This is a genomic window from Herbaspirillum hiltneri N3, from assembly GCF_001267925.1.
Taxonomy (GTDB): domain Bacteria; phylum Pseudomonadota; class Gammaproteobacteria; order Burkholderiales; family Burkholderiaceae_D; genus Herbaspirillum; species Herbaspirillum hiltneri.
Window position 1 is genome coordinate 4,890,917 of the sequence record NZ_CP011409.1, and the last position, 25,717, is coordinate 4,916,633.

The window sequence follows — 25,717 nt, forward strand, 5'->3', positions numbered from 1 at the left end:
CGATGACGGCGGCGCACCGCAACTCACGCGCCGTTCCTTCCTGATGTGGGTCGGCTCCAGCGGCGCGCTCGGGGCCTTGCCGGCGGCGGCGCTGGCGGCCTCAGTTCCGGTCGGGGCGGCGGACGACGTGCCGGTCACGGTGCGCCTGACCGTCAACGACGTTGCGCAGGAGGCCCGGGTCGACGTGCGCACCAGCCTGCTCGACTACCTGCGCGAGAACCTTCGGCTCACCGGCACCAAGAAAGGCTGCGACCACGGCCAGTGCGGCGCCTGCACGGTGCACGTCAACGGCCGTCGCGTGAATTCCTGCCTGAGCCTGGTGGCGATGCACGAAGGCGACAGCATCACCACCATCGAAGGACTCGGGACCCCGGATCGGCTGCATCCGCTGCAGGCCGCCTTCGTCGCCCACGACGGTCTGCAGTGCGGCTATTGCACGTCCGGCCAGATCATGTCGGCGGCGGCGCTGCTGACCGAACCCTGCGGACGCACCGATGCCGACGTCAAGGAAGCCATGAGTGGCAACATCTGCCGCTGCGGCGCGTACTCCAACATCGTCGCCGCCATCCGCCAGGTGCGCGACGCCGGCTGATCACCACCACCTCATTCAGGAGCCGCCATGCACACCTTCGAGATGCTGCGCGCACAAAGTCCGGACGAGGCCGTGCGCCTTGCAGCCGCTGCGACGGAAGCAGCACCGCAGCCGGTGCGCTTCCTTGCCGGCGGCACGACGCTGGTCGACCTCATGAAACTCGACGTCGAGCAGCCGCAACAAGTCATCGACATCAATCGTCTGCCGCTGAACCAGATCGAACAAACCGCCGACGGCGGCCTCAGGATCGGTGCGCTGGTGCGCAACAGCGACCTCGCCAACCATCCGTTGATCGTGCAGCGTTATCCGATGCTGAGCCAGGCGCTGCTGTCGGGCGCGTCGGCGCAACTGCGCAACATGGCCACTACCGGCGGCAACCTGTTGCAGCGCACCCGCTGCGTTTACTTCCGCGACACCGCCGCGGCCTGCAACAAGCGCCGGCCCGGCAGCGGCTGCGCGGCCCAGGAAGGCTTCCACCGCAACCTGGCGATCCTCGGCACCAGCGAGCAGTGCATCGCTTCCAATCCGTCTGACATGAACGTCGCGCTGGTGGCCCTGGAAGCGATCGTTCACGTGCAGGGCGCGAACGGCGCACGCATCGTTCCGGTCAACGACTTCCATCTGCTGCCGGGCAGCACGCCGCAGCGCGAGACCGTGCTGGCGCCGGGCGAACTGGTCACGCATGTGACGCTGCGGCCGCCGCTGGCCAACGCCGGATCGACTTATCTCAAGCTGCGCGATCGCGCTTCGTATGAATTTGCGCTGGCCTCTGCGGCGGTGCAACTGAGCCTGGACGGCGGCCGCATTTCGCGGGCGCGGGTGGCGCTCGGCGGCATCGGCGCCAAACCGTGGCGCTCTCCCGAAGCCGAAGCCGTACTGCAGGATGCGCCGGCCACCGTGGAGGTATTCGCCCGCGCCGCCGCGGCCGCAGTGCGCGATGCGCGTCCGCTGCGCGACAACCTCTTCAAGGTCGACCTGATCCAGCGCTGCCTGGTGCAAGCCCTCCGCACTGCCGCTACTCAAGACACCAGTAAAAGGAGCGCATGATGCCCTCGCCCGTCCAGCCACAGAATCCGCCCATCCAGACCGGCGTCGGCGCTGCGCTACCGCGCATCGACGGTCCGCTCAAGGTCACCGGCCGCGCCCGCTACACCTCCGATCATCGCTATTCCGACATGCTCATCGCGGTGCCGGTGTGCGCCACCATCGCACACGGCGACATCCGCGCCATCGATACGGCGACGGCAGCGAAGATGCCCGGCGTGCGCATGATCTACACGCATGAAAACATCGGCCGCTTCTTCCATATCAATCCGTCCTCGGGCGTCAAGACCGACGAAAAACGTCCGCCGCTGGAAGATGCGACCGTGCGTTACTACGGCCAGTACGTCGCGCTGGTGCTGGCCGATACCTTCGAGCAGGCCACCGCGGCGGCCGCAGCGGTGCGCGTCGATTACCGCAAGGAAGCCCACGACGTGCGCAAGGAGCTGGCAGCCGACGGCAAACCCAAGGTCGACAGCGAGCGCGGCAGTCCCGACGCCGCCTATGCCGCGGCTGCGGTGCGCATCGACCAGACCTACACCACGCCGGTGGAGACGCACAATCCGATCGAGCTGCATGCGTCGGTGGCGCTGTACGACAGCCTGACGCAATCGTTCACGCTGTACGAGACCTCGCAGGCCATCGTCAACCATCGCGGCGTGATGAGCCAGATGCTGGGCGTGCCGCCGGAAAACATGCGCATCGTCACCGAGTACCTCGGCTCCGGTTTCGGCGGCAAGCTGTGGCCGTGGGGGCATAGCCTGCTGGCGGCGCAGGCGGCACGCAACCTGCGCCGGCCGGTCAAGCTGGTGGTGTCGCGCGAGATGATGTTCCACAACGTCGGCCACCGCACCAACACCCAGCAACGCATACGCTTGTCGGCGACGGCGGGCGGCAAGCTGACCTCGCTGCAGCAGGATTACCTGTTCCACGTGGCGCAGGTCGAAGCCAGCGTGGAACACTGCGGCGAAGCCACCGCCTATCTGTACGGCACGGAGAACCTGCGTGTCACCGGTGCGCCGGTCAAGCGCCACATCGCACCCAACACTTCGATGCGCGGCCCCGGCGCGGTGCCCGGCCTGTTCGCCACCGAGTCGGCGATGGATGAGCTGGCGATTGCGCTCGACATCGATCCGGTGCAACTGCGCCTGCTCAACGAGCCGGCCATCGACCAGAGCGTCAACGCGCCGTTTTCATCGCGCCATCTGCGCGAGGCCTTGCAGACCGGGGCCGAACGTTTCGGCTGGGAGCGCCGCACTCCGGCCGTGGGCAGCATGCAGCAGGATGGCGAGATCCTCGGCTGGGGCGTGGCGGCGTGTTCGTGGATGGCCAAACGGGTCGGCGCGGAAGTGTCGGTGACGCTGAGCAGCGACGGCAACGCGCGCGTCTCGTCGGGGGTGCAGGATATCGGCACCGGTACCTATACCGTGGTGTCGCAGATGGTGGCCGAAACCACTGGCATTTCGATGTCCGACATCATCGTCGCCATCGGCGACACCAGGCTGCCGCCGGGGCCGATGTCGGGCGGCTCCATGGCCACCGCGTCGATGGTGCCGGCGGTGGCGCAGGCGGCGCGTGCGGCCATGCAGCAGGCGGTCGCGCTGGCGGCGGAACATCCGTCGTCGCCCTTGCGCGGAACGCGTGCGGAAGACTTGACCTTTTCCGGCGGCCGCATCCACCGCCGCGGTCAATCGCCGCAAAGCGGCGTGGCGTTCGCCGAGGTGTTGCGCGCGGCGCAGCTGAGCGGGGTCGAAGGCAAGGGCAAGTCCGGCGCCAGCAGCAGCGATCCGGGCGCCGACAAGATTTCCATCCACTCCTACGGCGCGCATTTCGTCGAGGTGCGCTGGCAACCCGACATCGCGCGCCTGCGCGTGAGCCGCGTAGTGACCGTGATCGACGCCGGCCGCATCATCAATCCGCGCACCGGACGCAATCAGATCGAAGGCGCAGTGGTGATGGGGCTGGGCATGGCGCTGTTTGAAGAAACCCATTACGACCAGCGCAACGGCAAGCCGGTCAACAACAACCTGGCCGATTACGTGATGGTGACCAATGCCGATTCGCCGGACATGGATGTGGTGTTCCTCGACTATCCGGACAAGGCGCTGGACGAACTCGGCGCGCGCGGCATCGGCGAGATCGGCATCGCCGGCCTGGCGCCGGCCGTGACGGCGGCGGTGTATCACGCCACCGGCGTGCGCGTGCGCGATCTGCCGGTGAAGATCGAGGATCTGCTGAAGGCGCCGTTCCGCTATCGCGCCTAGAGGCCGGGCGCCGCAGCAGCGGAAACTGCGCTACATTGTGCGTTCTCCATTCACTGCAAGGAACGTCCATGTCCATCCAGATCAAGCGCGACCAGTCGCTCGCCATGCGCCACATCGTCCACGTGCGCAACCACGTGATTTCGGTCGACGGTTCGGTGGAAGAAGGCGGCGTCGACGCCGGCCCCAATCCGCATGACCTGTACGACGCCGCGCTGGGCGCCTGCAAGGCGCTGACGCTGGTGTGGTACGCCAAGCGCAAGAACATTCCGGTGGAAGATATCCAGGTCAGCATCGAACGCGACAATAGCGAAGAACGCCAGGGCCTCTATCGCCTGGCCGCGTCGATCAGCCTCAGCGGCGATCTCACGGAAGCACAGCGCCAGGAACTGCTGGCCGTCGCCGAAAAATGTCCGGTGCAAAAGCTGATGACCAGCGTCAAGACTGAAGTCACCACCACGCTGGCCTGACCGGTCGCACCCTGCTCACGCGCCCTCACTGCACAACTCCCGCACCAGCCCGCGCAGCCATTTATGCACCGGGTCGGCATGGCGGCGCGGATGCCAGCTTTGCGAGACTTCCACTTCCGGCGTCGCCAGCGGCAGGCGGAAGATATACAGGCGCAGATGCTGCATGGCCCAACGAGCGAACAGTTCCGGGGCGGCGGCGATCATGTCGGACGACGCCGCCATCACCATCGCCGACTGGAACCCAGGCGCTACGAGCCGGACCTTGCGTTGCAGGCCTTGCGCTTCGAGCGCGTCGTCGATCGGGCCGCTATCGTGGCCGTGGCGCGAGGCCGAGATGTGCGGCCAGGCGGTGAAATTGGCGAGACTGATTTTCTTGCGCGCCAGCGGATGATCGGCGCGCACCACGCCGACGAAAGGCGTGCGGAACAGCAGCTGCGTGTGCAGCTCATCCGACGTATCGTCGCCCGCATGCAAGGCTCCGACTTCCAGATCGATCAGGCCATCGCGCAGGCCGGCCACGTGCTTGTCGGTGCGCGGCGAAAAACGCAGTGAAATGCCCGGCGCTTCCTGCGCCACCCGTTGCGCCAGCCGCGCCGCCCAGGCGCCGGCGAAACCGTCATTGGTGCGCAACACCATCGTGCGCTCCACCGTCGACAGATCGACCTGGCCGGTCATGAAGACCTTGCGCATTTCCTGCGCCAGGGCGTCCACCTTGTCGCGCAGTTCCAGCGCGCGCTGGGTCGGCACCAGCCCGCGCCCTGCCGGGACGAACAAGGGATCGCCGACCGCGTGGCGCAGGTTGGCCAGGCGGCGGCTCATGGCCGGTGCGGACAGATGCAGACGACGGGCGGCGCCGACCACGCTGCCTTCGCGCAGCAGGGCCTCCAGGTCGAGCACCATGTTGAAGTCGAGATCGCGCATGAAGCTTGCTCCGCAGAAGTGGATGACGCCGGGTGGAATGCTGCATCGATTGCACTGATGAACTGCAACAATATCACTTTATGCATGCATGGAAAACGCGCACGATGGTGCAACACTTCAAGGAGCCATCATGTCAAATCGTACTTCCGCACTGGCCGCGCCTGCGCACAACTCTTCCGCGGCGGCAGCCGTTGCCACCGCCAGAACCGGCGGCAAGTTTTACCTGCTGCCCCTGCTGGCCGTCTGCATCTGGTCCGGCAATACCATCGTCACCAAGGCCGCGTCGACCGCCATCGAGCCGGCCGCCATCGCCTTCTATCGCTGGTTGCTGGCGGTGCTGGTGATGACGCCCTTCCTCGGCCGCGAAGCGTGGCGGCGGCGCGCGGCGATTGCCGCCGACTGGAACTGGGCGCGCCTGTTGCTGCTCGGTGCGCTGGGCATGGCGATGTACCAGGGACTGGCGTATGAGGCGGCGCACAGCACCTCGGCCGTCAACATGGGCGTGACGGTGGCGCTGATGCCGCTGATTTCCGCATGCCTGAGCAGCATGCTGTCCGGTGAACAGCTGTCGACGGCGCGCGTCGCGGGCGGCCTGGTGTCGCTGCTGGGCCTGGTCGTGCTGAGCACGCACGGCGCGCCGCACAAGCTGTTGAGCGGCGGCCTGCACATCGGCGACGCGCTCATGCTGATCGCGGTGGCGTCCAACGCGCTGTACGGCGTCCTGCTCAAACGCTGGTCGCTGCCGTTGACGACGTGGACCCAGCTGTATGTGCAGGCAATGTTCGGCAGCCTGATCCTGCTGCCGTTCTGGCTGGCCGCGCCGGCCTCGCCGCTGACGGCGCAGAACCTGCCGATGGTGCTGTACGCCGGCCTGCTGGCGTCGATCGGCGCGCCGTTCCTGTGGATGAACGCCGTCAGGCATCTGGGCGCGCCGCGCAGCGCCTTGTTTGCCAACCTGTTGCCGTTGCTGGTGGCGCTGGCGGCGTGGGCGCTGCTGGGCGAACAGCTGCACGCTTATCATGCGCTGGCCGGTGCGCTGGTGCTGGCGGGAGTCATCTGGGGCCAGCGCACCGTGCGCTGAGTTGAAGCCGATCAGCCTGCGCGTGCAATCAGCTCGCGCAGCACGGTTTCCAGTTCAACCTCACCCTTGCGCGAGCCGGCGCGACCGCCTTCGAACTCGATCCAGCCTTCGTTGAAGCCATCCAGCATCTGCATGCGCGGCAAGGGATTGCCCATGCCTTGCGCACGGAACCGGTCGGCCCAGGTGAAGCGCGGCACAATCTGCGCTTCGACTTCGCGGCCCAGCAGCTTGCCGAAACCGGCGGCGAGCTGCTGCGGCGTAATGCGCGCCGGTCCTTCCAGTTCGATCACGCGCGGGCCCGTCCATTCCTCCAGCAGCAACTCCGCCGCGACGCGGCCGACGTCGGCGGTGGCGACCATCGGCACCGGCTTGTCGAGCGGCTGCAGGTAGCTCGGCATGACGCCTTCGCGCGCCGCCGCCACATCCCACAACGCATTCTCGATGAACCAGCCGGCGCGCAGGAAGGCCACCGGCATCGGCAAGCCGTTCAATGCCTCTTCCAGCAGACCGAGCTGGTTGAGCAGGTTTTCCTGGCTGGCCTGGGCGCCGACGGTCGAGAGGCAGACCACCTTCTTCGGCTGCGCCGCCAGCAAGGCCTGGCGAACGGCAACAATGCACTGGCGCGCTTCCGGGAAACCCGGGCTCGGATCGAAGGTCGGCGGCAGCAAAATGAATACGCCCTGCGCACCGTGGAAAGCGCACTCCAGCGCGGCCGCATCGTTCATGTCGGCGAGCGCCAGGCCGCAGCCCTGCGCCGCCCATTGCGCGCCCTTGGCGGCGTCGCGCACGACCGCGCGCACGCCCTTGTGCCGCGCCAGCAGCTGGCGCGCAACGACGCCGCCGACCTGGCCTGTGATTCCGGTAATTGCGTACATGGTTTTCTCCGTTGATGAGGTGTTCGATTGACGGAGTGGATTGTGGCGCTTCAATGCCTTCTTTAAAACAGCATCAATGTCATTTCATCCATGACATGGATGCATGAATCACCACACACGTCGCCACGCACGTTGCCACGAGCGCCGGAATTTACCCTACACTCATCCCAAAGCAAGCTCCGCACAACAACAACGGGGAGAGCGGCCTTGAAACGATCGCGCGTCATCCTTATCGCCACAATACTGGCCATCCTGTGCGCCGTGCTGCCGCTGGCCTGCATGCTGTACCTGTCGTGGACGCGCGCGGTCAGCGAAGAACAAACCCGCCTCACCCAGTACGCCGAACGCGCCATTGCGCGCGCCAATATTTCCTTCATCGAGATCCGCTCAGCGCTGCATGCGATCGAGCCGCTCAAACTGCCGCCCTGCTCGGATGCCCACATCGCGCGCATGCGCCAGCTGACCGTCAACACGCGCTCGGTGGAAGAAATCGGCTACTTCCGCAATGGCTTCCTGCAATGCACCTCATGGGGCCGCACCAGCCAGCGCGTGGCGATAACGCCGCCCGACTTCGTCACCGCCGACGGCTTGGAGGTGACGCTGCGCATGTTGCCGGTGATCACCCAGAGCAATCCGATGACATCGGTGCAGTATGGTTCGCACAACGTGCTGGCGGTCCCCTCGCGCTTCGCCGACGTGATCGTCGATCCGGGCATCCAGCTGGCCACCGCGACCGACCAGGGCTTCGTGCTCGGCGAGCAGAACGCTCCCGATCCGATGCTGGTGCGCGACATCATCGCCAATCCGGTCAACGGCGTCGACGACAGTTACCTGATCGCGACCGCGCGGTCGTTCGGCCTGATCGCCATCGCGATCGAGCCGCGCAATTTCCTGTCCAAGCGGCTACGCCAGGAGCAACTGTTGCTCTTGCCGGTCGGCATCGTGGTGGCGATGCTGCTGGTCGGCGCGCTGATCTGGGGCGTGCGCCGGCGCCTGTCGCCGCTGGGTGAACTGAGCCTTGCAGTCAAGCGCGCCGAGTTTGTGGTGCATTACCAACCCATCATCGAACTCGCCAGTGGACGCTGCATCGGCGCCGAAGCGCTGGTGCGCTGGCGCCGCCCGGACGGCACCATGGTGCGCCCCGACCTGTTCATCCCGCTGGCGGAGGAAAGCGGCCTCATCCTGCCCATCACCGACCAGGTGATCCGGAGCGTGGTGAGCGAACTCAAGGCGCTGCTGGTGTCCGATCGCGGCCTGCACATCGCGATCAACCTGAGCGCCGACGACATCAAGAGCGGGCGTGCGCTGAACTCGGTCGCGGCCGCGCTCCTGCACACCGGCATCGAGCCGCAGCAGATCTGGCTGGAAGCCACCGAACGCGGCTTCATGGATGTCAACTCGGCGCGCGTCACGCTGACCAATGCGCGCAGCACCGGTTATGCGGTCGCCATCGACGACTTCGGCACCGGCTATTCGAGCCTGTCGTATCTGCAAACCCTGCCGCTGGATGCGCTCAAGATCGATAAATCCTTCGTCGACACCATCGGCACCGATTCCGCCACCAGCAGCGTCACCCGGCACATCATCAGCATGGCCAAGACCCTGGGCCTGGGGATCGTCGCCGAGGGGGTCGAAACCCAGGAACAGGCCGACTACCTGCGCAAGCACCGCGTCGAATACGTGCAGGGATGGCTGTACGCCAAGGCGATGCCGGCGGCGGACTTCATCGCCTACTACCGGCTCAACCGCGCCCGCGTGCCGCAAGTGCCGGAAGACGAGGACGACGGCCTGGCGCGGCCCTGATCCGGCATTCAACGCCGCCGGCAGACCGTCTGTCGGTTGTTTCGCAACACAACGCACATTGCCAAACGGACAACGGCAGAATTTGTGCCTACACTGGAACATAGCCGGGTCATCCTGTCCCCGCCCCCGCCCCCGCCGTTTCCTGCCCAGGGAAGGAGCCCATCTTGGACCGCTCTCGCGCCATCATCATCGCCACCGTGCTGGTCATCGTTTCCATCGCTGCGCCGTTGGGCAGCATGATGTACCTGGCCTGGACCCGCGCCGTCAACGAAGAACAGGGACGCCTGGAACTGTTCGCCCGGCGCGCCATCCAGCGCGCCGACATCTCGCTGCGCGAAATCCGCTCCGCGCTCTACGCGGTCGAGCCGCTCAACCTGCTGCCCTGCTCGCCCGACCACATCGCGCGCATGCGCCGCCTGACCGTCAACACGCGCGTGGTCGATGAAATTGGCTACTTCGAAAACGGCCTGCTCAAATGCACCTCCTGGGGGCTGGTAAGCGAACGCATCCAGCAGACCCCGGCCGACTTCGTCACCGAAGACGGCATCGAGGTCACGCTGCGCATGCAGCCGCTGGTCAGCAGCGGCAACCCGATGATGGCGCTGCAATACCGTTCGCACAACGTGCTGACCGTGCCGTCGCGCTTCGCCGACGTGATCCTCGATCCCGGCATGCGCCTGGCGGTCGCCACCGCCGCCGGCCAGATCCTGGGCGACCTCAATGCGCCCGATCCGGAGGTGGTGCGCCGGGTCGTCGCCAACCCGGTCAACGGCATCGACGACGAGCGGCTCATTGCGGTGGCGCGCGGCGACAACATGGTTGCGGTGACGATGGAGCCGCGCAGTTTCCTTTTTGAACGCATGCGTGCAGAAGAACTGCGGCTGATTCCCATCGGCGTGCTGCTCAGCGTACTCATGGTGGGCCTGGTGATGTGGAGCCTGCGGCGTCGCCTGTCACCGCTGGGGGAGCTGGAAATCGCCGTCAGGAAACGCGAATTCATCGTCCATTACCAGCCCATCATCGAACTGGCCAGCGGCAACTGCATCGGCGCCGAAGCGCTGGTGCGCTGGATGCGTCCGGACGGCAGCCTGGTGCTGCCCGATCTGTTCGTCCCGCTGGCGGAAGACAGCGGCCTGATCCTGGCGATCACCGACCAGGTCATCGACGAGGTCATCAAAGACCTCGGCGTGCTGCTGGTCAACGACCGCAGCGTCCACGTCGCCGTCAACCTCGGCGCCGATGACATCCGCACCGGCCGCATCATCGACGTACTGCAGCAAGCCCTCGCACGCAGCGGCGTCGAGGCGGCGCAAATCTGGCTGGAAGCCACCGAACGCGGCTTCATCAACGTGCTGCCGGCGCGCCTTACGCTGGGCAACGCGCGTGCGCTGGGCCACGCGGTGGTGATCGACGACTTCGGCACCGGTTACTCCAGCCTGTCGCACCTGCAAAGCCTGCCGCTGGACGCGCTCAAAATCGACAAGACCTTCATCGACACCATCGGCACCGACTCCGCCATCAGCAGCGTGACGCCCCACATCATCGGCATGGCGCGCACGCTGTTCCTCAAGATCGTCGCCGAGGGCGTGGAAACCGAAGAACAGGCCGAGTACCTGCGCCGGCAAAAGGTCGACTACGCACAAGGCTGGCTGTATGCAATGCCGATGCCGGCGGCGGCGTTCATTGCCTTTCACCGGCAGAATCGCAGTGCGCAGGAGGTGGTGGCGAAGGCGGCGCAGGAGGAAGGCGCCGTTCAGCGCGATCCTGATTAGGCGATCGCCTGCCCGCCTTCAGGTTTTCAGCCTGAGCCGGGCCAGCAACGGCGCCCCGAATAAATTCACGATCAGTCCCACCATCAGCAAGGCGCCGCCGATCAGGTGCACCGCCTGCAGCTCTTCGCCGAAGGCCAGCCGGCCGGTCGTCAGGCCGACCAGCGGCACCAGCAGCGTGAACGGCGCGATGCGGTTGACGGCGTAGCGCGACATCAGGAAATTCCACACCGCGTAGCCGAACAGCGTCGACGCCCAGGCGATGTAGGCCACCGCGGCGAAGGACTGCAGGCTGAAATGCTGTAGCGCCGAAGCGATGGCGGCTGGGCCTTCGATCAGCCACGATAGCAGCAGGAGCGGCAGCGGCGGCACCAGGCTGGCCCACACCACGAACGCCACCTGGTTGATCGGACCGTGGCGGCCGACCGCGCGGCTGACGATATTGCCGCATGCCCACATGGCCGCAGCCGCAATCGTCAGCAGGAAACCGTTGAGCGGCATGGTCGCGCCGTGCGCGCTGCCGATCAGCACCAGTCCGGCGGCGGCCAGCGCGAGTCCCGCGAGCTGGTTGGCCTGCCATTTTTCGCGCAGCCAGAGCACCGTCAGCAGCAAGGTGAAGAAGGACTGCGACTGCAGCACCAGCGAAGCCAGTCCGGACGGCATGCCGACGTGGATGGCGCTGAACAGGAAGGCGAACTGCCCGACCGACATGGTCAGCCCGAACGCCAGATAAAGGCGCAGCGGCAATTTTGGCGGGCGCACGAACAGCAGCGCCGGAAACGCCGCCAGCAAGAACCGCAGCGCGCCCAGCAGCAGCGGCGGCACGCCGGCCAGGCCGACCTTGATGATGGCGAAGTTGACGCCCCAGACCAGGATGACCAGCAGGACGAGCGCCACGTGGCCGGGGCGCATGGGTTGAGCGAGCATGAGTGACCTATGGGTTGATCTTTGATGACCGGAGACAGCCGGACATTTTATCGCTTAGTCGCGACAGGGATCGCCCATCATAAAATCGCGCCGGACGCCGTCAAGGCCTGCGCCGGCCAAGGCGCGGACCAAATGCGCCATGCGCGCGGCGACTCGCGACCTGTTCACGATCCTGCTGCGGGAGCGTGATGCGGCGCCGGTGCATGCGCTTGGATCCGCTCTCAACATTATTCGCTCGTCCGGTTTCAAAAATCAGAGTTTTCCGCACTACGTGCGCACGCGGCCATTATTTGCAACTAAGTTGCATTACAATGCGGCCGGCATATTGTCAGCAAGCATCTCCGTTACGTCGATCAGGCTTGTATCGCCGCGCCAGCCGCTGCCGCCAGCCGCATGGGCCACCAACATGACGCCGGAAACATCACCAACATCACTCCTGGGGAAGTCACCGTTCCATGAAAAACAACGCCATCCGCTTTGCGGTATTGAGCCTGGTCGCCTGCGCGCAGACCGGTTACGCGCAAGCGCAATCCACCGCCACCGCCGCTGCCGGTGCATCGGCCGGCTCCGTCAATCCTCCGTCGTCGGTGCTGCAAGCCATCACCGTCACCGAAAGCAGCGACAAGGAACAATATCGGCAGTCGCGCAGCGCCAGCGCCACGCGCACCGACACCCCCTTGCAGGAATTGCCGCAGTCGGTGCAGGTGGTGTCGCGCCAGCTGATGGATGACCTGCACGCCACGCGCATGGACGACGTGCTGCCGTACGTCAGCGGCGTGGCGCGCCAGAACAATTTCGGCGGACTGTGGGACAACTACTCGGTGCGCGGTTTTTCCGGCAATGAAAACGGCGGCATGAATATCCTGTGGAACGGCTTCGCCTCCAACCGCGGTTATTCGCCGCCGCGCGATGTCGCCAACGTGGAGCGCATCGATTTCCTGAAAGGCCCCGCCGCGGCGCTGTACGGCGGCAGCGAGCCCGGCGGCACGCTCAACGTCGTGACCAGGAAACCGCAGTTCAAGGCTGCCAACGCACTCGACCTGTCGATCGGCAGCAATGACTTTTATCGCAGCGCCATCGACTCGACCGGTGCGCTCGGCGACAACGCGGCCTACCGTCTTGACGCCGCCGTCGAGAGCAAGGGCGGCAGCCGCGACAACGTGCGCAGCAAACGCGAATTCGTCGCACCGGCATTCACCTGGCTGCTCGGCAATCACACCACGCTTAGCTACGAGGCCGAGTTCCTGCGCCAGACCGCACCGCTGGATCGCGGCATCGTCGCCGTCAACGGCCGTCTCGATGCACTGCCGGCGTCACGCTTCCTGGGCGAGCCGAACGACGGCAATATCAAGATGGACAACCAGAACCACCTGTTCACGCTGGAACACCAGTTCAACGAGCAATGGCATCTGCGCACCGGCGTGTTCCACAAGCAAGGCACGCTGGACGGCTACTCGACCGAGGCCTCGTCGCTGCGCGCCGACAACGCCACGCTGTGGCGCCAGCGCCGCTATCGCGACTACGCCTGGCACGATACTTCGCTGCAGGCGGAAATCGGCGGCAAGTTCGAGACCGGCGGCATCGGCCACGACATCCTGACCGGCGTCGAAGCCGACCGCATGACGCTCGACCAGCGCATGCTGCGCATCAATCCGGGCGCCGGCGCGCCGTATGCGATCAACGTCGGCAATCCGGTCTACGGCCAGCCCCAGCCGACGCCGCTGCCCAACACCGACACCGCGGAACGCCAGACAAGCACGGCGCTGTTCCTGCAAGACCAGCTGAGCCTGGCGCAGCGCTGGCGCCTGCTGGCGGGAGTACGCTTCGACAGTTTCCGTTCGACGCCGGACAACCGACGCGTTGGCACCGCCACACGCCAGGACAAGAGTGCGACTTCGCCGCGCCTCGGCCTGACCTACCTGGCGACGCCTTCGCTGTCGCTGTACGCCAGCGTAGGCAAGTCGTTCCGTCCGAACAGCGGCAGCGATGCAAGCGGCAACGCCTTCAGTCCGGAGACCGCGCGCGCCGCCGAGGCCGGTCTCAAGTACGAGAGCAGCGACAAGCTGGCGGGCGCCACGCTGGCGGTGTTCAACATCACCAAGCGCAACGTGCTGACCGTCGATCCGGCCAATACCTCCTACAGCATCGCCGCCGGCGAAGTGCGCAGCCGCGGCATCGAATTGGATTTCAACGGCAAGTTCGCGCGGCATTGGCGCATCACCGGCAACCTGGCTTATACCGATGCTGCCGTGATCAAAGACAACACGCTGGCGACCGGGGCGCGCCTGATCAACGTGCCGCGCACCTCGGGCAGCCTGCTGACGGTGTATGAAGATGTCGACCCGCGCGGCGGCGTGTATGGCGTGGGCGGCGGCGCCAACTATGTCGGCGCGCGCACCGGCGACGCCGGCGCTACCTTCATGCTGCCGGCTTACGTGACGGCGAAGGCGCTGGCTTACTGGCAACTCACGCCGGCCATGCGCTTGTCGCTGGATGTCAGCAACCTGTTCAACAAGCGCTACTACGCCAGTTCCTACAGCAGCGTCTGGATCGCGCCCGGCGACGAACGCGCCGCCACGCTCGGCCTGAACGTCAGGTTCTGACAAAGATGCCGGCGACGGCCGGTCAAACTCACGCTGGGCGCGGCAGCGTCGCCGCCGTCCACGCTGGCGCCTTGCCTGGCCGGCCCTAGGCGATCACCGCCGCATGCAGCAGATCGTCGATGCCGATGCGGCGGGCGAACTCTTCGCGCACGCGCTCGGCCACCTCGCTCACTTCACCGGCGCCATCGTCGATGAAATCCACCACGGCGCGGAACGGGCGCTGTCCGGCGGGCAGGTTGACGATGCGCGTCATTTCATCGGCTACCGCCCGCGGATCGGCATTGTCGGGCGACAGCGCCGACAGGCGCACACCGACCTGGTCCATCAATCCTTCGTAGCGTGCATAGGCGCCTGCGGTTTTTTGGTCGGCCGGTTTGCCGGCATTGGGAAAATGATCGGTGCCGCGTGTAAACGCACCCGGCACCATGATCGAGGTTTCAATGCCGAAGCGCGCCAACTCGTACGACTGGGTCACGGCGATCGAATCCATCGCCGCCTTGGCGGCGGCGTACGGCCCCATGAACGGCGGGAAGCCGCCACGCACCGTGGTGCTGCTGACCCACAGCAGCAAACCCGACTGGCGTTCGCGCATGTAGGGCAAGGCGGCACGATTGACGCGCTGCGCGCCGAGTACGTTGGTGTCGAAGACCTTGATCATTTCTTCCGGCGTGAAGGCTTCGGTCGGTCCCACCACGAGATGGCCGGCGTTGTGCACGACGACGTCGATGCGGCCTTGGCCGGCGATGATCTCAGCGGTGGCGGCATCGGCGGACACTTGCGACAGCACGTCGAGCTCGACGGCGCGCACATCCAGGCCATGCGCGAAACTCCAGTCCTGCAGTTCACGCACCTTGGGCGCGTTGCGGCCCCGGATGTCGCGCATGCCGGCGTAGACCACGTGGCCCGCTTGCGCCAGCGCACGCGCCGTGAGGTTACCGATGCCGGCCGACGCGCCGGTGATGAGGATGACTGATTTGTTCATGATTTTTCCCTGGAATCCGGTTGATGTTCACACCAGGCCGCCGTTGGCGCGCAGCGTCTGGCCGTTGACCCAGCCGTCCGGCGCCGCCAGGAAGGTCACTGCGCGGGCGATGTCGTCGGGTGTGCCGAGGCGTTCCAGCGGCGCCATCCTGGCCAGGCGTTCGATGGCTTCCGGTGTCTTGCCGTCGAAGAACAAGGCGGTCGCGGTGGGTCCCGGCGCGACGGCGTTGACGGCGATCCGCTTGCCGCGCAGTTCCTTGGCGAAGATATTGGTCATCGCTTCGATTGCCGCCTTGGCGGCGACATAGACCGAGTAGCCGGGCAATCTGGTGCCGGTCAGGCTGCTCGAGAAGTTGACGATGCGACCGCCCTGCTGCAGGTGGACGGCGGCGGCGCGCATGGTGTTGAAGCTGCCCTTCAGGTTGACCGCCACCAGGCGGTCGAAGGTGGCGTCGTCGGTATCGGCCAGCATCGGCAGATGGGGCGGCATGATGCCGGCATTGTTGATCAGTACGTCGACGCGGCCGAAGGCGGCGATGGTTTGTTCGAACAGCGCGTTGACGGCGCCGGAGTCGGCGACGTCGGCCTGGACGGCGATGGCTTTGCCCTGGCCGGCGACGATGGCGTCGACCACGTTTTGTGCTTCGGTAGCGTTGCCGGCGTAGTTGACGACGACGGCGTAGCCTTTCTTGCCGAGTTGTCTGGCGATTTCAGCGCCGATGCCGCGCGAGGCGCCGGTGACGATGGCGACTTGTGGCGCCGGGGTGGTGTGGGCGTGGTTCATGGTGTGCTCCTGATAGCTGGTGAATGAAGAAAATGAGAAAGCAAGTTCGTTTGCCGTGTGGGCCCTGATTCGTGAGCCAGTGAAGCGATTGTGGACCTTGGCTTGAATTGGATAAATATGCTTAAATTGCTATTACTATTCAAAAATCACCAACAATGAAGGCAGCCGATGGATCGCTTCGACGCCATGCGCGTATTCACCCGCATCGTGGAACTGGGCAGCTTTACCAAAGCGGCCGACGACCTGCACATCCCGCGCGCCACTGTCACGCACACCATCAAGCAGATGGAAGCGCGGCTCGGCGTACGCCTGCTGCAGCGAACCACGCGCCAGGTCAGCGCGACGCTGGACGGCAACGCCTATTACGCGCGCTGCGTGCAGCTGATGGCCGACCTGGAAGAGACGGAATCGGCCTTCAGCGCCGCCGCCTCCAATCCGCGCGGCAAGGTGCGGGTCGATTTGCAGGGCTCGCTGGCGATGCATTTCATCCTGCCGCAGCTGCCCGAGTTCTGTGCGCGGTATCCGCAGATCGAACTGGAGATCGGTATGGGCGACCGCGCCGTCGATCTGGTGCGCGAGGGTTACGACTGCGTGCTGCGCGCCGGCGAGCCGCGCGATTCAAGCCTGGTGATCCGGCGCGTGGCGCGCTTGCAGCAGGTGACCGTGGCCAGTCCGGCTTATCTGGAGCAGCACGGCACGCCTGATTCACTGGCGAGCTTCGCGCAGCATCGGGCGGTCAATTTCTTTTCCTCGGTGAGCGGCAAGATCCTGCCCTTCGACTTCCTCGTCGACGGTACGGAACACAGTGTCAGCCTGCCCGGCCAGGTCGCGGTGAGCCATGCCGAGGCCTATGTCAGCTGCTGCGAAGGCGGACTCGGGCTGGTGCAGTTGCCGCGCTATCACGTGCAGCAGCAACTGGCCGAGGGCCGGCTGGTCGAGGTGATGGCGGCGTTCCGCCCGGCGCCGATGGCGGTGTCCGTCCTGTATCCGCATCAGCGCCAGCTGTCGCGGCGGGTGCGCGTGCTGGTGGACTGGATGGCGGATCTGATGCGCCAGGGCGAACACGCAGCCTGAGGCCGGCACGTCCGTAAATTGACATTGCCAATCCCCGGCCCAACTTATATGATGTACGACAACATATAAGTATGAACGGGCCGGCTACCCGCCGCGACCTGCCATTCAGGAGATAGCCTCACCCCTCTTTGCGACATGCCGACCGGCATTCCCCGTCGCAGCGCATGCCTATATGGAACAGAGCCGATTTCCTCACCTGCCTCGGATGCCGTCCGGCACCGGCGAGATCGGTATTTTTCCCACACGGAGACAACGATGAATCAAGAAGACAAGAAGACAAACGCCGGTTTCGATGCAACTCGTCGTACAACATTGCTCGGCGGCCTGGCCATGGCCGCCACCGCCGTAACCGCCAAGGCCCAGAGTTTCGACTTCAAGGCCAGCCAGCGCTATCCCGATCCCAGCGTGCAGGTGCTGGACAACAGCTTCCTGAAGTACCGCCTGTACAGCTCGACGGTGGAGCAGCTGGCGACCGGTTTCCGCTGGGTGGAAGGTCCGGTCTGGTTCGGCGATGGCCGCTATCTGTTGTTCAGCGACATCCCCAACAACCGCATCATGCGCTGGGATGAAGTCACCGGCGCCACCTCGGTGTTCCGCAACCCGGCCAACTTCACCAACGGTCTGGCGCGCGATCGCCAGGGCCGCCTGATCGCCTGCGAACACCTGACCCGCCGCATCACCCGCACCGAATACGACGGTCGCATCACGGTGCTGGCCGACAACTACAACGGCAAGCGCTTCAACTCACCCAACGACATCATCTGCAAATCGGACGGCTCGATCTGGTTCACCGATCCGCCGTTCGGCATTTCCGGCGAATGGGAAGGCGACAAGCAAGCCTCGGAACTGCCGCACGCGGTGTATCGCATCGACGGCCAGAGCGGCAAGCTGAGCCTGATCACCGATGCGCTGGCCGGCCCCAACGGACTGGCCTTCTCGCCGGATGAAAAAGTCATCTACATCGTCGAGTCGCGCGCCACGCCGAACCGCCTGATCTGGGCCTATCAGCTGACCGACAACGGCACCAAACTCGGTTCGCGCACGCTGGCGGTCGACGCCGCCGGCGCCGGCGCAATCGACGGCTTCAAGGTCGATGTCGACGGCAACCTGTGGTGCGGCTGGGGCAGCAACGGCGCGCTCGACGCCAAACCGGCCGAGCTCGACGGCGTGCGCGTGTTCACCCCGCAAGGCAAAGCCATCGGCCACATCCACCTGCCGGAACGCTGCCCGAACCTGGTGTTCGGCGGGGCAAAGAAGAACCGCCTGTTCATGGCCAGCAGCCATTCTCTGTACGCGCTGTTCGTGGATACGCGCGGCGCGGTGTAAGGCGTTGCGAACTTAGTCGTATCTGATCGTGCTGCTCCGTCAAGGCGGGGCGGAGCGGCGCGGCTTCCCCCTCTTTGTTCGCCGCCCGTGCGAATAAATCCTGCGTGCCTCAGCGCAGCGTCAGACGGATAAACTAGAATGGCTGCCAGCGCTGCATCCTGCGCGCGCTTCTCAACCTGCATTCCCCACACCACACATGCCGCGCTGCCTCTCATTCGGCCTGCAATCTCATTCCCGGCGTCTGCGCTCGATTTCGCTTCTGTTTTTTTTGACACTGTGCGGCGTACTTGCCGCCTGCCAGCGCGCACCGCAAGCCTTGCCGCAGCAGGCCTACATCTGGCAGCGGCAATGGAGTCCCGCCGTCGCCGCCGCCATGCAGGCCAGCGACCAACTGGTCCGCGGCTGGCGCGTGCTCGCGGCGGAACTCACGTCACAGCGTCAATGGAAGACCGCCAATCCCGACTGGGAGGCGCTGAAAACGACGCAGCATGCCGTCGTGATGGTGGTGCGGCTGGACGGCCAGACCGACTCGCTCGACGCCGCCACGCAAAACCACGTCACGGGAATGCTTGCACGCTGGAAGCAACAGGGCGTACCGGTCGCCGGCGTGGAAATCGACTACGACTGCCCGACCTCGCAATTGCCGGCATATCGGAATTTTCTGACCGGCTTGCGCCAGAGTCTGGACCGCGACACCTCGCTGTCGATCACGGCGCTGCCGACCTGGCTCAATAGCCCCGAGCTGAGCAAGCTGCTGGCCGTCACCGATGAGTCGGTGTTGCAGGTGCATGCAGTGATGAATCCGCGCCAAGGGCTGTTCGACGCCGAGCGCGCGCAGGCGTGGCTGAAGGCGTATGCAAAACAGACCTCGCATCCCTGGCGCGTGGCGCTCCCCTCATACAGCACGCGCGTAAGCTGGGACGACAACGGCCGCATCAGCACGGTCGAGAGCGAACGCCCGCTGCTGGCGTCCGGCAACGTCGCGCAGGAACTGACGGCGTCGCCGACGGTGGTAAGCGCCTTCCTCGCGCAACTGGACAAGGATCCCTCACCGGGCCTGGTCGGCGTGGTCTGGTTCCGCCTGCCGACCGAAGACGATGTGCGCAACTGGAGCCAGCCGACCTGGCAGGCGGTGCTGGCGCGCCAGCCGCTCAAACCCGCCGTGACGGTGGAAGCACTCGCTACTGCACAAGCCGGCCTGCACGACCTCACGCTGCGCAACAACGGCAACGCCGACAGCGCGCTGCCACTGATCGTGCGCATCGATGCGGCCTCGGCCTGCGACGCCGCCGATGGCATCAACGGCTACGCGCTGGAAGCCGACGCCCAGGGAAAATATCTGCGGCGCACGCGCGAAGGCCTGCTGCGCGCCGGCTACCAACGTAATATCGGCTGGGCCCATTGCGGACAACAACACATCCAACTCCATGTGGAACACTGACATGCATATCAAACATCTCCGCATCGCAGTCGCGCTCGCGATCCCCTTCAGCACCGCCGTCGTGATCGCCTGCGGCCCCGACTTCCCGCCGCAGGTGCTCGACGATCGCGCCGGCACGCTCAAGGCGACGCCGGCCAATTCCTTCGCCTATGAAGCCGCGCATCTGGTGAAGCCCACCGACGCCTTGCAGGCCAATGAAGGCGGCGGCGCGTCCGATCCATCCGGCAAGCCCGACGCCGCCGATGCCGCTTTCATGAACCCCGTCCAGCTGGCCCAGCTCAAGGCAGTGCGTGCACTCAAGGACGGCGATGCCGCTTACGCACAAGGTATCGACCTCCCGCCGGCGGTACGGCTGTATGCGGCCGGCGCGGTGGATTATCTTGCAGCAACGGACTCAGGAACGCGCGCGCAGAAACGCTTCCAGGCCGTGCTCGATCTGCCCGACAAAGCCGATGGCGACAAACGCGCCGTGTGGGCCGCCTACATGCTCGGACAGAGCCACGCGGGCGCGATGTCCGGCGCCGGCAATAAGCCAAACGAAGAACGTGCGCAAGCCATCCGCGCATATGCACTGGCACGCTCGCGCGCGGTTGCGGGTGCTCTTGATTCCAGCGGCCTGGCGGTGGCGAGCTACGGCGAGCAGGCACGCACGTTCCTGGTCAACGGCGCGACGATGTGCGGCTATCTCGACTTCGTCAACGCCATGCCTTGCGCCGATGATGTCGCCGCCGCCGATCTGAAGCAAGCCGTCCGCTTGTATGCGGAACAAGCCGCGCGCAATTCCAACAGCGGCGTGCAGTCGCTGCGCATCATCGCGGAATGGGCGCTGAGCGATCCGGAACGCGCGCAAAAGCTGATCGACGATCCGGTCGCGCAACGCCTGCTGGTCAGCTATGCCCTGGCGCGCGTGGGCGACATGAGCGGCGCCGACGCCACCCGGCCTGCGGAATATGAGGTTTCGTGGGGCGGCTACGGTTACGTCGACGCCGCCAGAGGCGGCAAGGACGCCAAGGTCAATCCGGTGCTGCCGTCGCTGGTGGCGGCCTTGCAGAAACGCGGCATCGCCAATCTCGCCGACGCCGACCGTGTGGCGGCTCTCGCATATCGCAGCGGGATGTATGACCTGGCGCAGACGCTGGCGGATAAGCAGCGCAGCGCTTTGTCGAGCTGGGTGCGCGCCAAGCTGGCCTTGCGCAAAGGCGACGCGGCGGCAGCTGCGCAAGCCTATGCCGAAGCCTCCAAAGCCTTTCCGCAGAATGACGCCAGCGTCGAGCCTGCCTCGCTCGGCCTGATCAGGGCCGAGCAAAGCGTGCTGTCGCTGTCGCGCGGACAATACGTCGAAGCCTTCGACCAGCTCTACAAGGTCACCAGCGCCAGCCAGGCGCGCGGCAAGGATGACAGCCTGAGCCATCCACTCTACAGCGACTACAGTGGCGACACCTGGTACCTGGCCGAGCGCGTGCTGACCGTCGATGAACTCAAAACCTATGTCGACGCGCACGTGCCCGCGACGCCGGTACCGCCACCGCCGCAAGTCCTCCCGAGCACACCCGACAAGCCCTACTACGACTGGCTGAGCGCGCATCCGGCGCAACAGTCCGACTACCTGCGCAGGCTGCTGGCGCGCCGCCTGGTGCGCGAGGGCCGCATCAACGATGCGCTGCCCTACTTCCCTGACGACCAGGATTGGCGCTACGTCGATATCGACGAAAACTACTACACGGACGGCAAGCGGACGCTGGCCTCCTGGCGCTATCGCGCCACAGCTAAAGAATATGGCGACGCGCTCGATGACGCCAAACATGCATGGCGCGCCGTGACGCGCGCCGAAGCCTGGTACAAGGCCGCCACGCTGGCGCGCCTGCGCGGCATGGAAATCATGGGATACGAAGAAGCGCCCGACTACGCCGGCCTTGGCGGCATGCTGGCGTTCGGCATTGGCCGCACGGAAGTCCTGGAATATCCGCGCGGCGACACCGGCAAGGCGCCCCTCGTTAAAACACCCGAACAGCGCGCCGCCGCCGACCTGCCCGGCCCCTTCGTCACCGATGGCGAACGCAAGCGCTACGCCGCCAGCGAGAGCAAGCCCAACCAGCGCTATCACTACCGCAACATCGCCGTCGACTACGTCATGAAATCGGCCGACGAACTGCCTGCCCGCTCGCAGGCTTTCGCCGCCGTGCTGTGCAAGGGCACCGGCTTCGTCTACTACGATGCCGCGCTGGCACCGCTGCCGTATCGCCGCTACGTGAAGGAAGGCGCGGCCGTGCCGTTCTCGGCGGACTTCGGCCAGAACTGCGCGGAGCCGGACTTCAAGGCGGCGGGACGTTTCCCGTATGTGCAGGCGTGGAAGAAGACGCGTCATTGGGTGGCGACGCATCGCGGTGCCGCGCTGGTCACTGCGGCGGCAGTGCTGATTGCCGCCGCAGCGCTTGCAGCGGGGCTGGTGCGACGCCGGCGACGCGCTGTTGAATCGTAGTTATTGCAATTTTTACAACTCTGTTTTTGAGAGTTTTCTCATATAAATCCGATCCTTAAATCGTCAGAATGGCTTCACTGCTTAAGCAAACACAAGGCGCTGAAGCAAAACGATTTGAACCGAATTCGACCGAATTCAACCCATTCTGACTCTTTGAGGAAACGATCATGACCAAGCAAATCACTCTCTTCTCCGCCCTGGCTGCTTCCCTGCTGGTGTCTTTCGCCGCCCAGGCTGCCGATACCGCCGAACTGAAGGTCAAAGGCGTCATTCGTCCTTCGGCCTGCACCCCGAGCTTCACCGGCACCAACGTGGTCGACTACGGCACCATCTCCGCCAAGGGCCTGAGCACCACGGCAGCGAACGTACTGGCGGAAAAGACCATCGCCTTCACCGTCACTTGCGATGCAGCAACCAAAGTCGCTGTCCGCGCCATCGACAACAAGGCCTCGACTGTGGTCACCGGCCTGATGACGGCAATCGAATCGCGTCTGACCGACAAGTATGCCTACGGCCTGGGCGCAGCAGGCGGCAAGAACATCGGTGCCTACAGCGTTCGCGTCATCCCCAATTCGTTCAGCGCGGACGGCGCCACGCCTGACGTCATCTACGACGAAGCCAACAACGGCACCTGGATCAAATCGGGGGATGGCCGCTTCCACGCCGACGGCGCCGGCCGCAAGTCCTTCGCCGCCACCGGCACGACCACACCCGGCTCCTACAAGACCATGTCCGGCAACCTTGGCGTGACCGCCGTGCTGGACAAGGGCGCCAACCTGCCGCTGACACAAAACATCGACCTCGACGGCTCGGCCACGATCGAAGTGCAGTACCTGTAATTGAATTGACTTGAGGAGGCGCTGTCGTCGGCGCAAAGCCCGTCTCTGCATTGCGCGGCGACGGGCTTTTTCTATTGCGCTTGTCAGCGCCGATGCAATGCGCGGCGCACGTCATCCAGCACCGGCACCAGCGCGACGAAGACCAGCAACGCGGCGAGCGGCAAAGTGAAGACGAAGCCGATGTGCCTGAATCCCAGTGCGCCGGTCACACCGCCGGCGAAGAACAGCGCCACCAGCGTGCTCAGCGTCCTGAGCTTGGCGACATCGGCGCGCACCTGCATGTCGGGATGGCGACCGCTGTTCCAGTAAAGCGCCTTGCCCAGTTCGATGCCGATGTCGGTGACCATGCCGGTAACGTGGGTGGTGCGGATTTCCGCCCGCGAAAGCTTGGTGATCATGGCGTTCTGCAATCCCATGATGAAGCACAGCAGCAACACCGTGACCGGCACGAACAGCCATTCGATGCCGGCGATATTGCCGCCCAGCAGGGCGAAGCACAGCAGCAGCAGCGCCTCGACGATCAGCGGCGTGGCGTATTCGGCTTCAAGGTGGCGTTTGCGGGCCCAGTTGATCATCACCGCCGAACAGGCTGCGCCGGCGACGAAGAACAGCATGCTGGCCGCGCCCGACAACAGCAGGCCGATCGCGCCGACGGCCAGGTCCTCGGCCATCATCGACAGGATGCCGGACATGTGCGACGTGAATTGCCCCACTACCAGAAAGCCGCCGGCGTTGATCGCACCGGCAACCCCCGACAACACGAACGCCAGATGCCGGTTGGCGGTCAGGGTACGATTCTTGCCGGCGAGACTGCGCAGATAGGAGACGGGCATAAAGACTTTCTAATGCGGTGAAAGGAAGTGAAACCATCCTGTCCGACGAGTATAAAACAAGCGCCGGCAAAAAAAAGCCGCCACATGGGCCGCCGATGCACCGCTGGTTCGTCGCCGGCTCGGTTCGCTGATGAGGCAGGCTTGGGACGACGGACGACCCGCGCAAATAGAACCTGCGAATTCACACCAGCGCGACCTGCTCCGCCAGATGATTGAACACCGCCGACACGCGACGCAGGTGGCGTGATTCCGTGTGCGTGAGCAGCCATAGCTCGGTCTGGCATTCATCGATCGTTTCGGTCAGCTGAAGCAGGTCGTTGCGCCGCTCTGCCAGGAACACCGGCAACAGGCCGATGCCCAAACCTTGCGCCGTCAATTCGGCAACCGTGAGGATGCTGTTGACGCGATAAGCCGGCATCGCCCTGGGGAAATGTTTCTTGCGCCAGATCACCGAAGGGTGCTCAGGCAGCGCGTCGTCCGGAGCGATCCAGCTGCCTGCAGCGATGCCGGCGTCGATATCCTTTATCCCGCTTTTCTTGCCCGCATACAGCGCCACGCGGATCGGCCCGACGTGCTTGCCGACCAGGTGCTGCGGCGGCCGCCGCGTGGCGCGCACGGCGATGTCGGTGTCGCGCCGCGTCAGGCTGGCCAGTTCATTGCCGGCATGAATGTCATAGGTCAGCAGCGGATGGCTGGTGCGCAGCAATTTCAACGCCGGCGCCACCAGGCCGTGCAGCACGGTGTCTGTGGTGCTGATGCGCACGACGCCGGACACCTGGTCCGGCTGCAACTGTACGGCTGAGCGCGCCGCCTCGAGTTGCGCTTCCATCTGTTCTGCATGCACCGCCAGTTCCTGCGCCAGTTCAGAGGGCTGGTAGCCGCTGCGCGAGCGTTCAAACAGACGAATGCCGAGTCCCTTTTCCATGCGCTGCACGGCGCGAAACACGGTTGACGCGTCCACGCCCAGCCGTTCGCCGGCTACCGCCAGCGTCTGCGCGCGCACCAATGCGAGGATGATTTCCAGATCCGGCTGGCTGATTCTGTATCCCGGCTTGTATTGCAACTTTGCATTCATTGTTTGCGCCCCTGCCTATTTTCATTGCATTTCTGTAGACCTATATTACCCCTGTCTTTTTCATTCATCGGGAGTATTTCATGTCTTCTCTTTCTTCCCCGCGCGCACATGCCGCGGAGCGCGGCGTCGCCATCCCCGTCCATGCCTGGGGCACCCTGCTGTTGCGCGCGAGCCTGGCGGCGATGTGGATTTCGCATGCGTTGCTCAAGCTGCTGGTGTTCACGCTGCCGGGCACGGCGCAGTACTTCGAGAGCATCGGCTTTGCAGGCGTCCTGGCATACCCGGTGTTCGCGACGGAAATCATCGGCGGCGTCGCTATCCTCCTTGGCGTGTATGCGCGCCAGGTTGCACTGGCGTTGACGCCGATCCTGGCGCTCGCGACCGCGGTGCATTGGAACAATGGCTAGGTGCACACCAGCCAGGGCGGCGGCTGGGAATATCCGGCCTTCCTCATCGCCATGTCGGTGGTGCTGTGGCTGACCGGCGACGGCGCGTATGCTCTGGCGCGCAGCCAGCGCTTCGTGCCGACGGTGTGAGGCGCG

The 25,717-nt window shown here is 65.2% G+C and carries 19 protein-coding genes and 2 pseudogenes; 14 read left to right on the forward strand and 7 right to left on the reverse strand.

Features of this window, described 5'->3' with window-relative positions; genetic code table 11:
* Positions 1–43: 43 nt before the first annotated feature.
* The 4 genes from F506_RS22115 (at position 44) to F506_RS22130 (ending at position 4,364) form a co-directional block, all read left to right on the forward strand.
* A complete protein-coding gene (locus F506_RS22115; protein ID WP_144424211.1) occupies positions 44–592 on the forward strand; it encodes a (2Fe-2S)-binding protein in 549 nt (182 codons plus the stop codon).
* 27 nt (positions 593–619) lie between these two features.
* A complete protein-coding gene (locus tag F506_RS22120) occupies positions 620–1,639 on the forward strand; it encodes an FAD binding domain-containing protein (protein ID WP_053200974.1) in 1,020 nt (339 codons plus the stop codon).
* Positions 1,636–3,897, forward strand: a complete 2,262-nt coding sequence (locus tag F506_RS22125; protein ID WP_235471280.1) for a xanthine dehydrogenase family protein molybdopterin-binding subunit — start codon at positions 1,636–1,638, stop codon at positions 3,895–3,897. Before F506_RS22120 ends, F506_RS22125 begins: the two co-directional genes overlap by 4 nt.
* A gap of 68 nt (positions 3,898–3,965) precedes the next feature.
* The gene (locus F506_RS22130) at positions 3,966–4,364 is read left to right on the forward strand and encodes an OsmC family protein (RefSeq protein WP_053200977.1); all 399 of its coding nucleotides are present in this window, start codon (positions 3,966–3,968) and stop codon (positions 4,362–4,364) included.
* A 15-nt stretch (positions 4,365–4,379) separates the two neighbouring features.
* Here F506_RS22130 and F506_RS22135 read toward each other — a convergent pair whose 3' ends face one another.
* On the reverse strand, positions 4,380–5,285 hold the full coding sequence (locus tag F506_RS22135) for a LysR family transcriptional regulator (RefSeq protein ID WP_053200979.1): 906 nt from the start codon (positions 5,283–5,285) through the stop codon (positions 4,380–4,382).
* A gap of 130 nt (positions 5,286–5,415) precedes the next feature.
* Between F506_RS22135 and F506_RS22140 the strand changes: the two genes are divergently transcribed.
* The gene (locus tag F506_RS22140; RefSeq protein ID WP_053200981.1) at positions 5,416–6,366 is read left to right on the forward strand and encodes a DMT family transporter; all 951 of its coding nucleotides are present in this window, start codon (positions 5,416–5,418) and stop codon (positions 6,364–6,366) included.
* 11 nt (positions 6,367–6,377) lie between these two features.
* Here F506_RS22140 and F506_RS22145 read toward each other — a convergent pair whose 3' ends face one another.
* Entirely contained in the window at positions 6,378–7,241 is an 864-nt protein-coding gene (locus F506_RS22145; RefSeq protein WP_053200983.1) for an NmrA family NAD(P)-binding protein, read from the reverse strand.
* A gap of 207 nt (positions 7,242–7,448) precedes the next feature.
* Between F506_RS22145 and F506_RS22150 the strand changes: the two genes are divergently transcribed.
* Both F506_RS22150 and F506_RS22155 read left to right on the forward strand, forming a co-directional pair.
* On the forward strand, positions 7,449–9,044 hold the full coding sequence (locus F506_RS22150; protein WP_053200985.1) for an EAL domain-containing protein: 1,596 nt from the start codon (positions 7,449–7,451) through the stop codon (positions 9,042–9,044).
* 164 nt (positions 9,045–9,208) lie between these two features.
* Entirely contained in the window at positions 9,209–10,816 is a 1,608-nt protein-coding gene (locus tag F506_RS22155; RefSeq protein WP_053200987.1) for an EAL domain-containing protein, read from the forward strand.
* 18 nt (positions 10,817–10,834) lie between these two features.
* Here the strand turns inward: F506_RS22155 and F506_RS22160 are convergent, their stop codons facing one another.
* Positions 10,835–11,725, reverse strand: coding sequence for an EamA family transporter (locus F506_RS22160; protein WP_053200989.1), 891 nt, complete (start codon positions 11,723–11,725; stop codon positions 10,835–10,837).
* Between the two features lie 470 nt (positions 11,726–12,195).
* On the opposite strand from F506_RS22160, the gene F506_RS22165 reads away from it, so the two are divergent.
* The gene (locus F506_RS22165) at positions 12,196–14,343 is read left to right on the forward strand and encodes a TonB-dependent siderophore receptor (protein ID WP_053200991.1); all 2,148 of its coding nucleotides are present in this window, start codon (positions 12,196–12,198) and stop codon (positions 14,341–14,343) included.
* Between the two features lie 85 nt (positions 14,344–14,428).
* Here the strand turns inward: F506_RS22165 and F506_RS22170 are convergent, their stop codons facing one another.
* A complete protein-coding gene (locus tag F506_RS22170; protein ID WP_053200993.1) occupies positions 14,429–15,325 on the reverse strand; it encodes an SDR family oxidoreductase in 897 nt (298 codons plus the stop codon).
* Between the two features lie 27 nt (positions 15,326–15,352).
* Complete coding sequence (locus F506_RS22175; RefSeq protein WP_053200995.1) at positions 15,353–16,108, reverse strand: SDR family oxidoreductase; 756 nt, start codon at positions 16,106–16,108, stop codon at positions 15,353–15,355.
* Positions 16,109–16,276: 168 nt separating this feature from the next.
* Here F506_RS22175 and F506_RS22180 point away from each other — a divergent pair, with 168 nt between their 5' ends.
* The 5 genes from F506_RS22180 (at position 16,277) to F506_RS22200 (ending at position 23,267) form a co-directional block, all read left to right on the forward strand.
* A complete protein-coding gene (locus F506_RS22180; protein WP_053200997.1) occupies positions 16,277–17,182 on the forward strand; it encodes a LysR family transcriptional regulator in 906 nt (301 codons plus the stop codon).
* A gap of 255 nt (positions 17,183–17,437) precedes the next feature.
* Complete coding sequence (locus F506_RS22185) at positions 17,438–18,508, forward strand: SMP-30/gluconolactonase/LRE family protein (RefSeq protein ID WP_053200999.1); 1,071 nt, start codon at positions 17,438–17,440, stop codon at positions 18,506–18,508.
* Between the two features lie 268 nt (positions 18,509–18,776).
* Positions 18,777–19,949, forward strand: a complete 1,173-nt coding sequence (locus tag F506_RS22190; RefSeq protein WP_235471288.1) for a DUF3142 domain-containing protein — start codon at positions 18,777–18,779, stop codon at positions 19,947–19,949.
* Between the two features lies 1 nt (position 19,950).
* On the forward strand, positions 19,951–22,428 hold the full coding sequence (locus tag F506_RS22195) for a hypothetical protein (RefSeq protein WP_235471289.1): 2,478 nt from the start codon (positions 19,951–19,953) through the stop codon (positions 22,426–22,428).
* A 167-nt stretch (positions 22,429–22,595) separates the two neighbouring features.
* Positions 22,596–23,267: a DUF1120 domain-containing protein gene (locus F506_RS22200; protein ID WP_053195226.1), complete on the forward strand. Its 672-nt coding sequence runs from the start codon at positions 22,596–22,598 to the stop codon at positions 23,265–23,267.
* A gap of 86 nt (positions 23,268–23,353) precedes the next feature.
* Here F506_RS22200 and F506_RS22205 read toward each other — a convergent pair.
* Together F506_RS22205 and F506_RS22210 are read right to left on the reverse strand one after the other, a co-directional pair.
* A pseudogene (locus F506_RS22205) lies at positions 23,354–24,100 on the reverse strand (YoaK family protein); the annotation flags it as partial.
* A gap of 181 nt (positions 24,101–24,281) precedes the next feature.
* Positions 24,282–25,175 carry a LysR family transcriptional regulator gene (locus F506_RS22210; RefSeq protein WP_053201005.1) on the reverse strand — a complete coding sequence of 298 codons (894 nt, stop codon included), beginning with the start codon at positions 25,173–25,175 and terminating at the stop codon, positions 24,282–24,284.
* 80 nt (positions 25,176–25,255) lie between these two features.
* On the opposite strand from F506_RS22210, the pseudogene F506_RS23810 reads away from it, so the two are divergent.
* Positions 25,256–25,711, forward strand: a pseudogene (locus F506_RS23810) (DoxX family protein).
* The last annotated feature ends 6 nt before the right edge of the window (positions 25,712–25,717 follow it).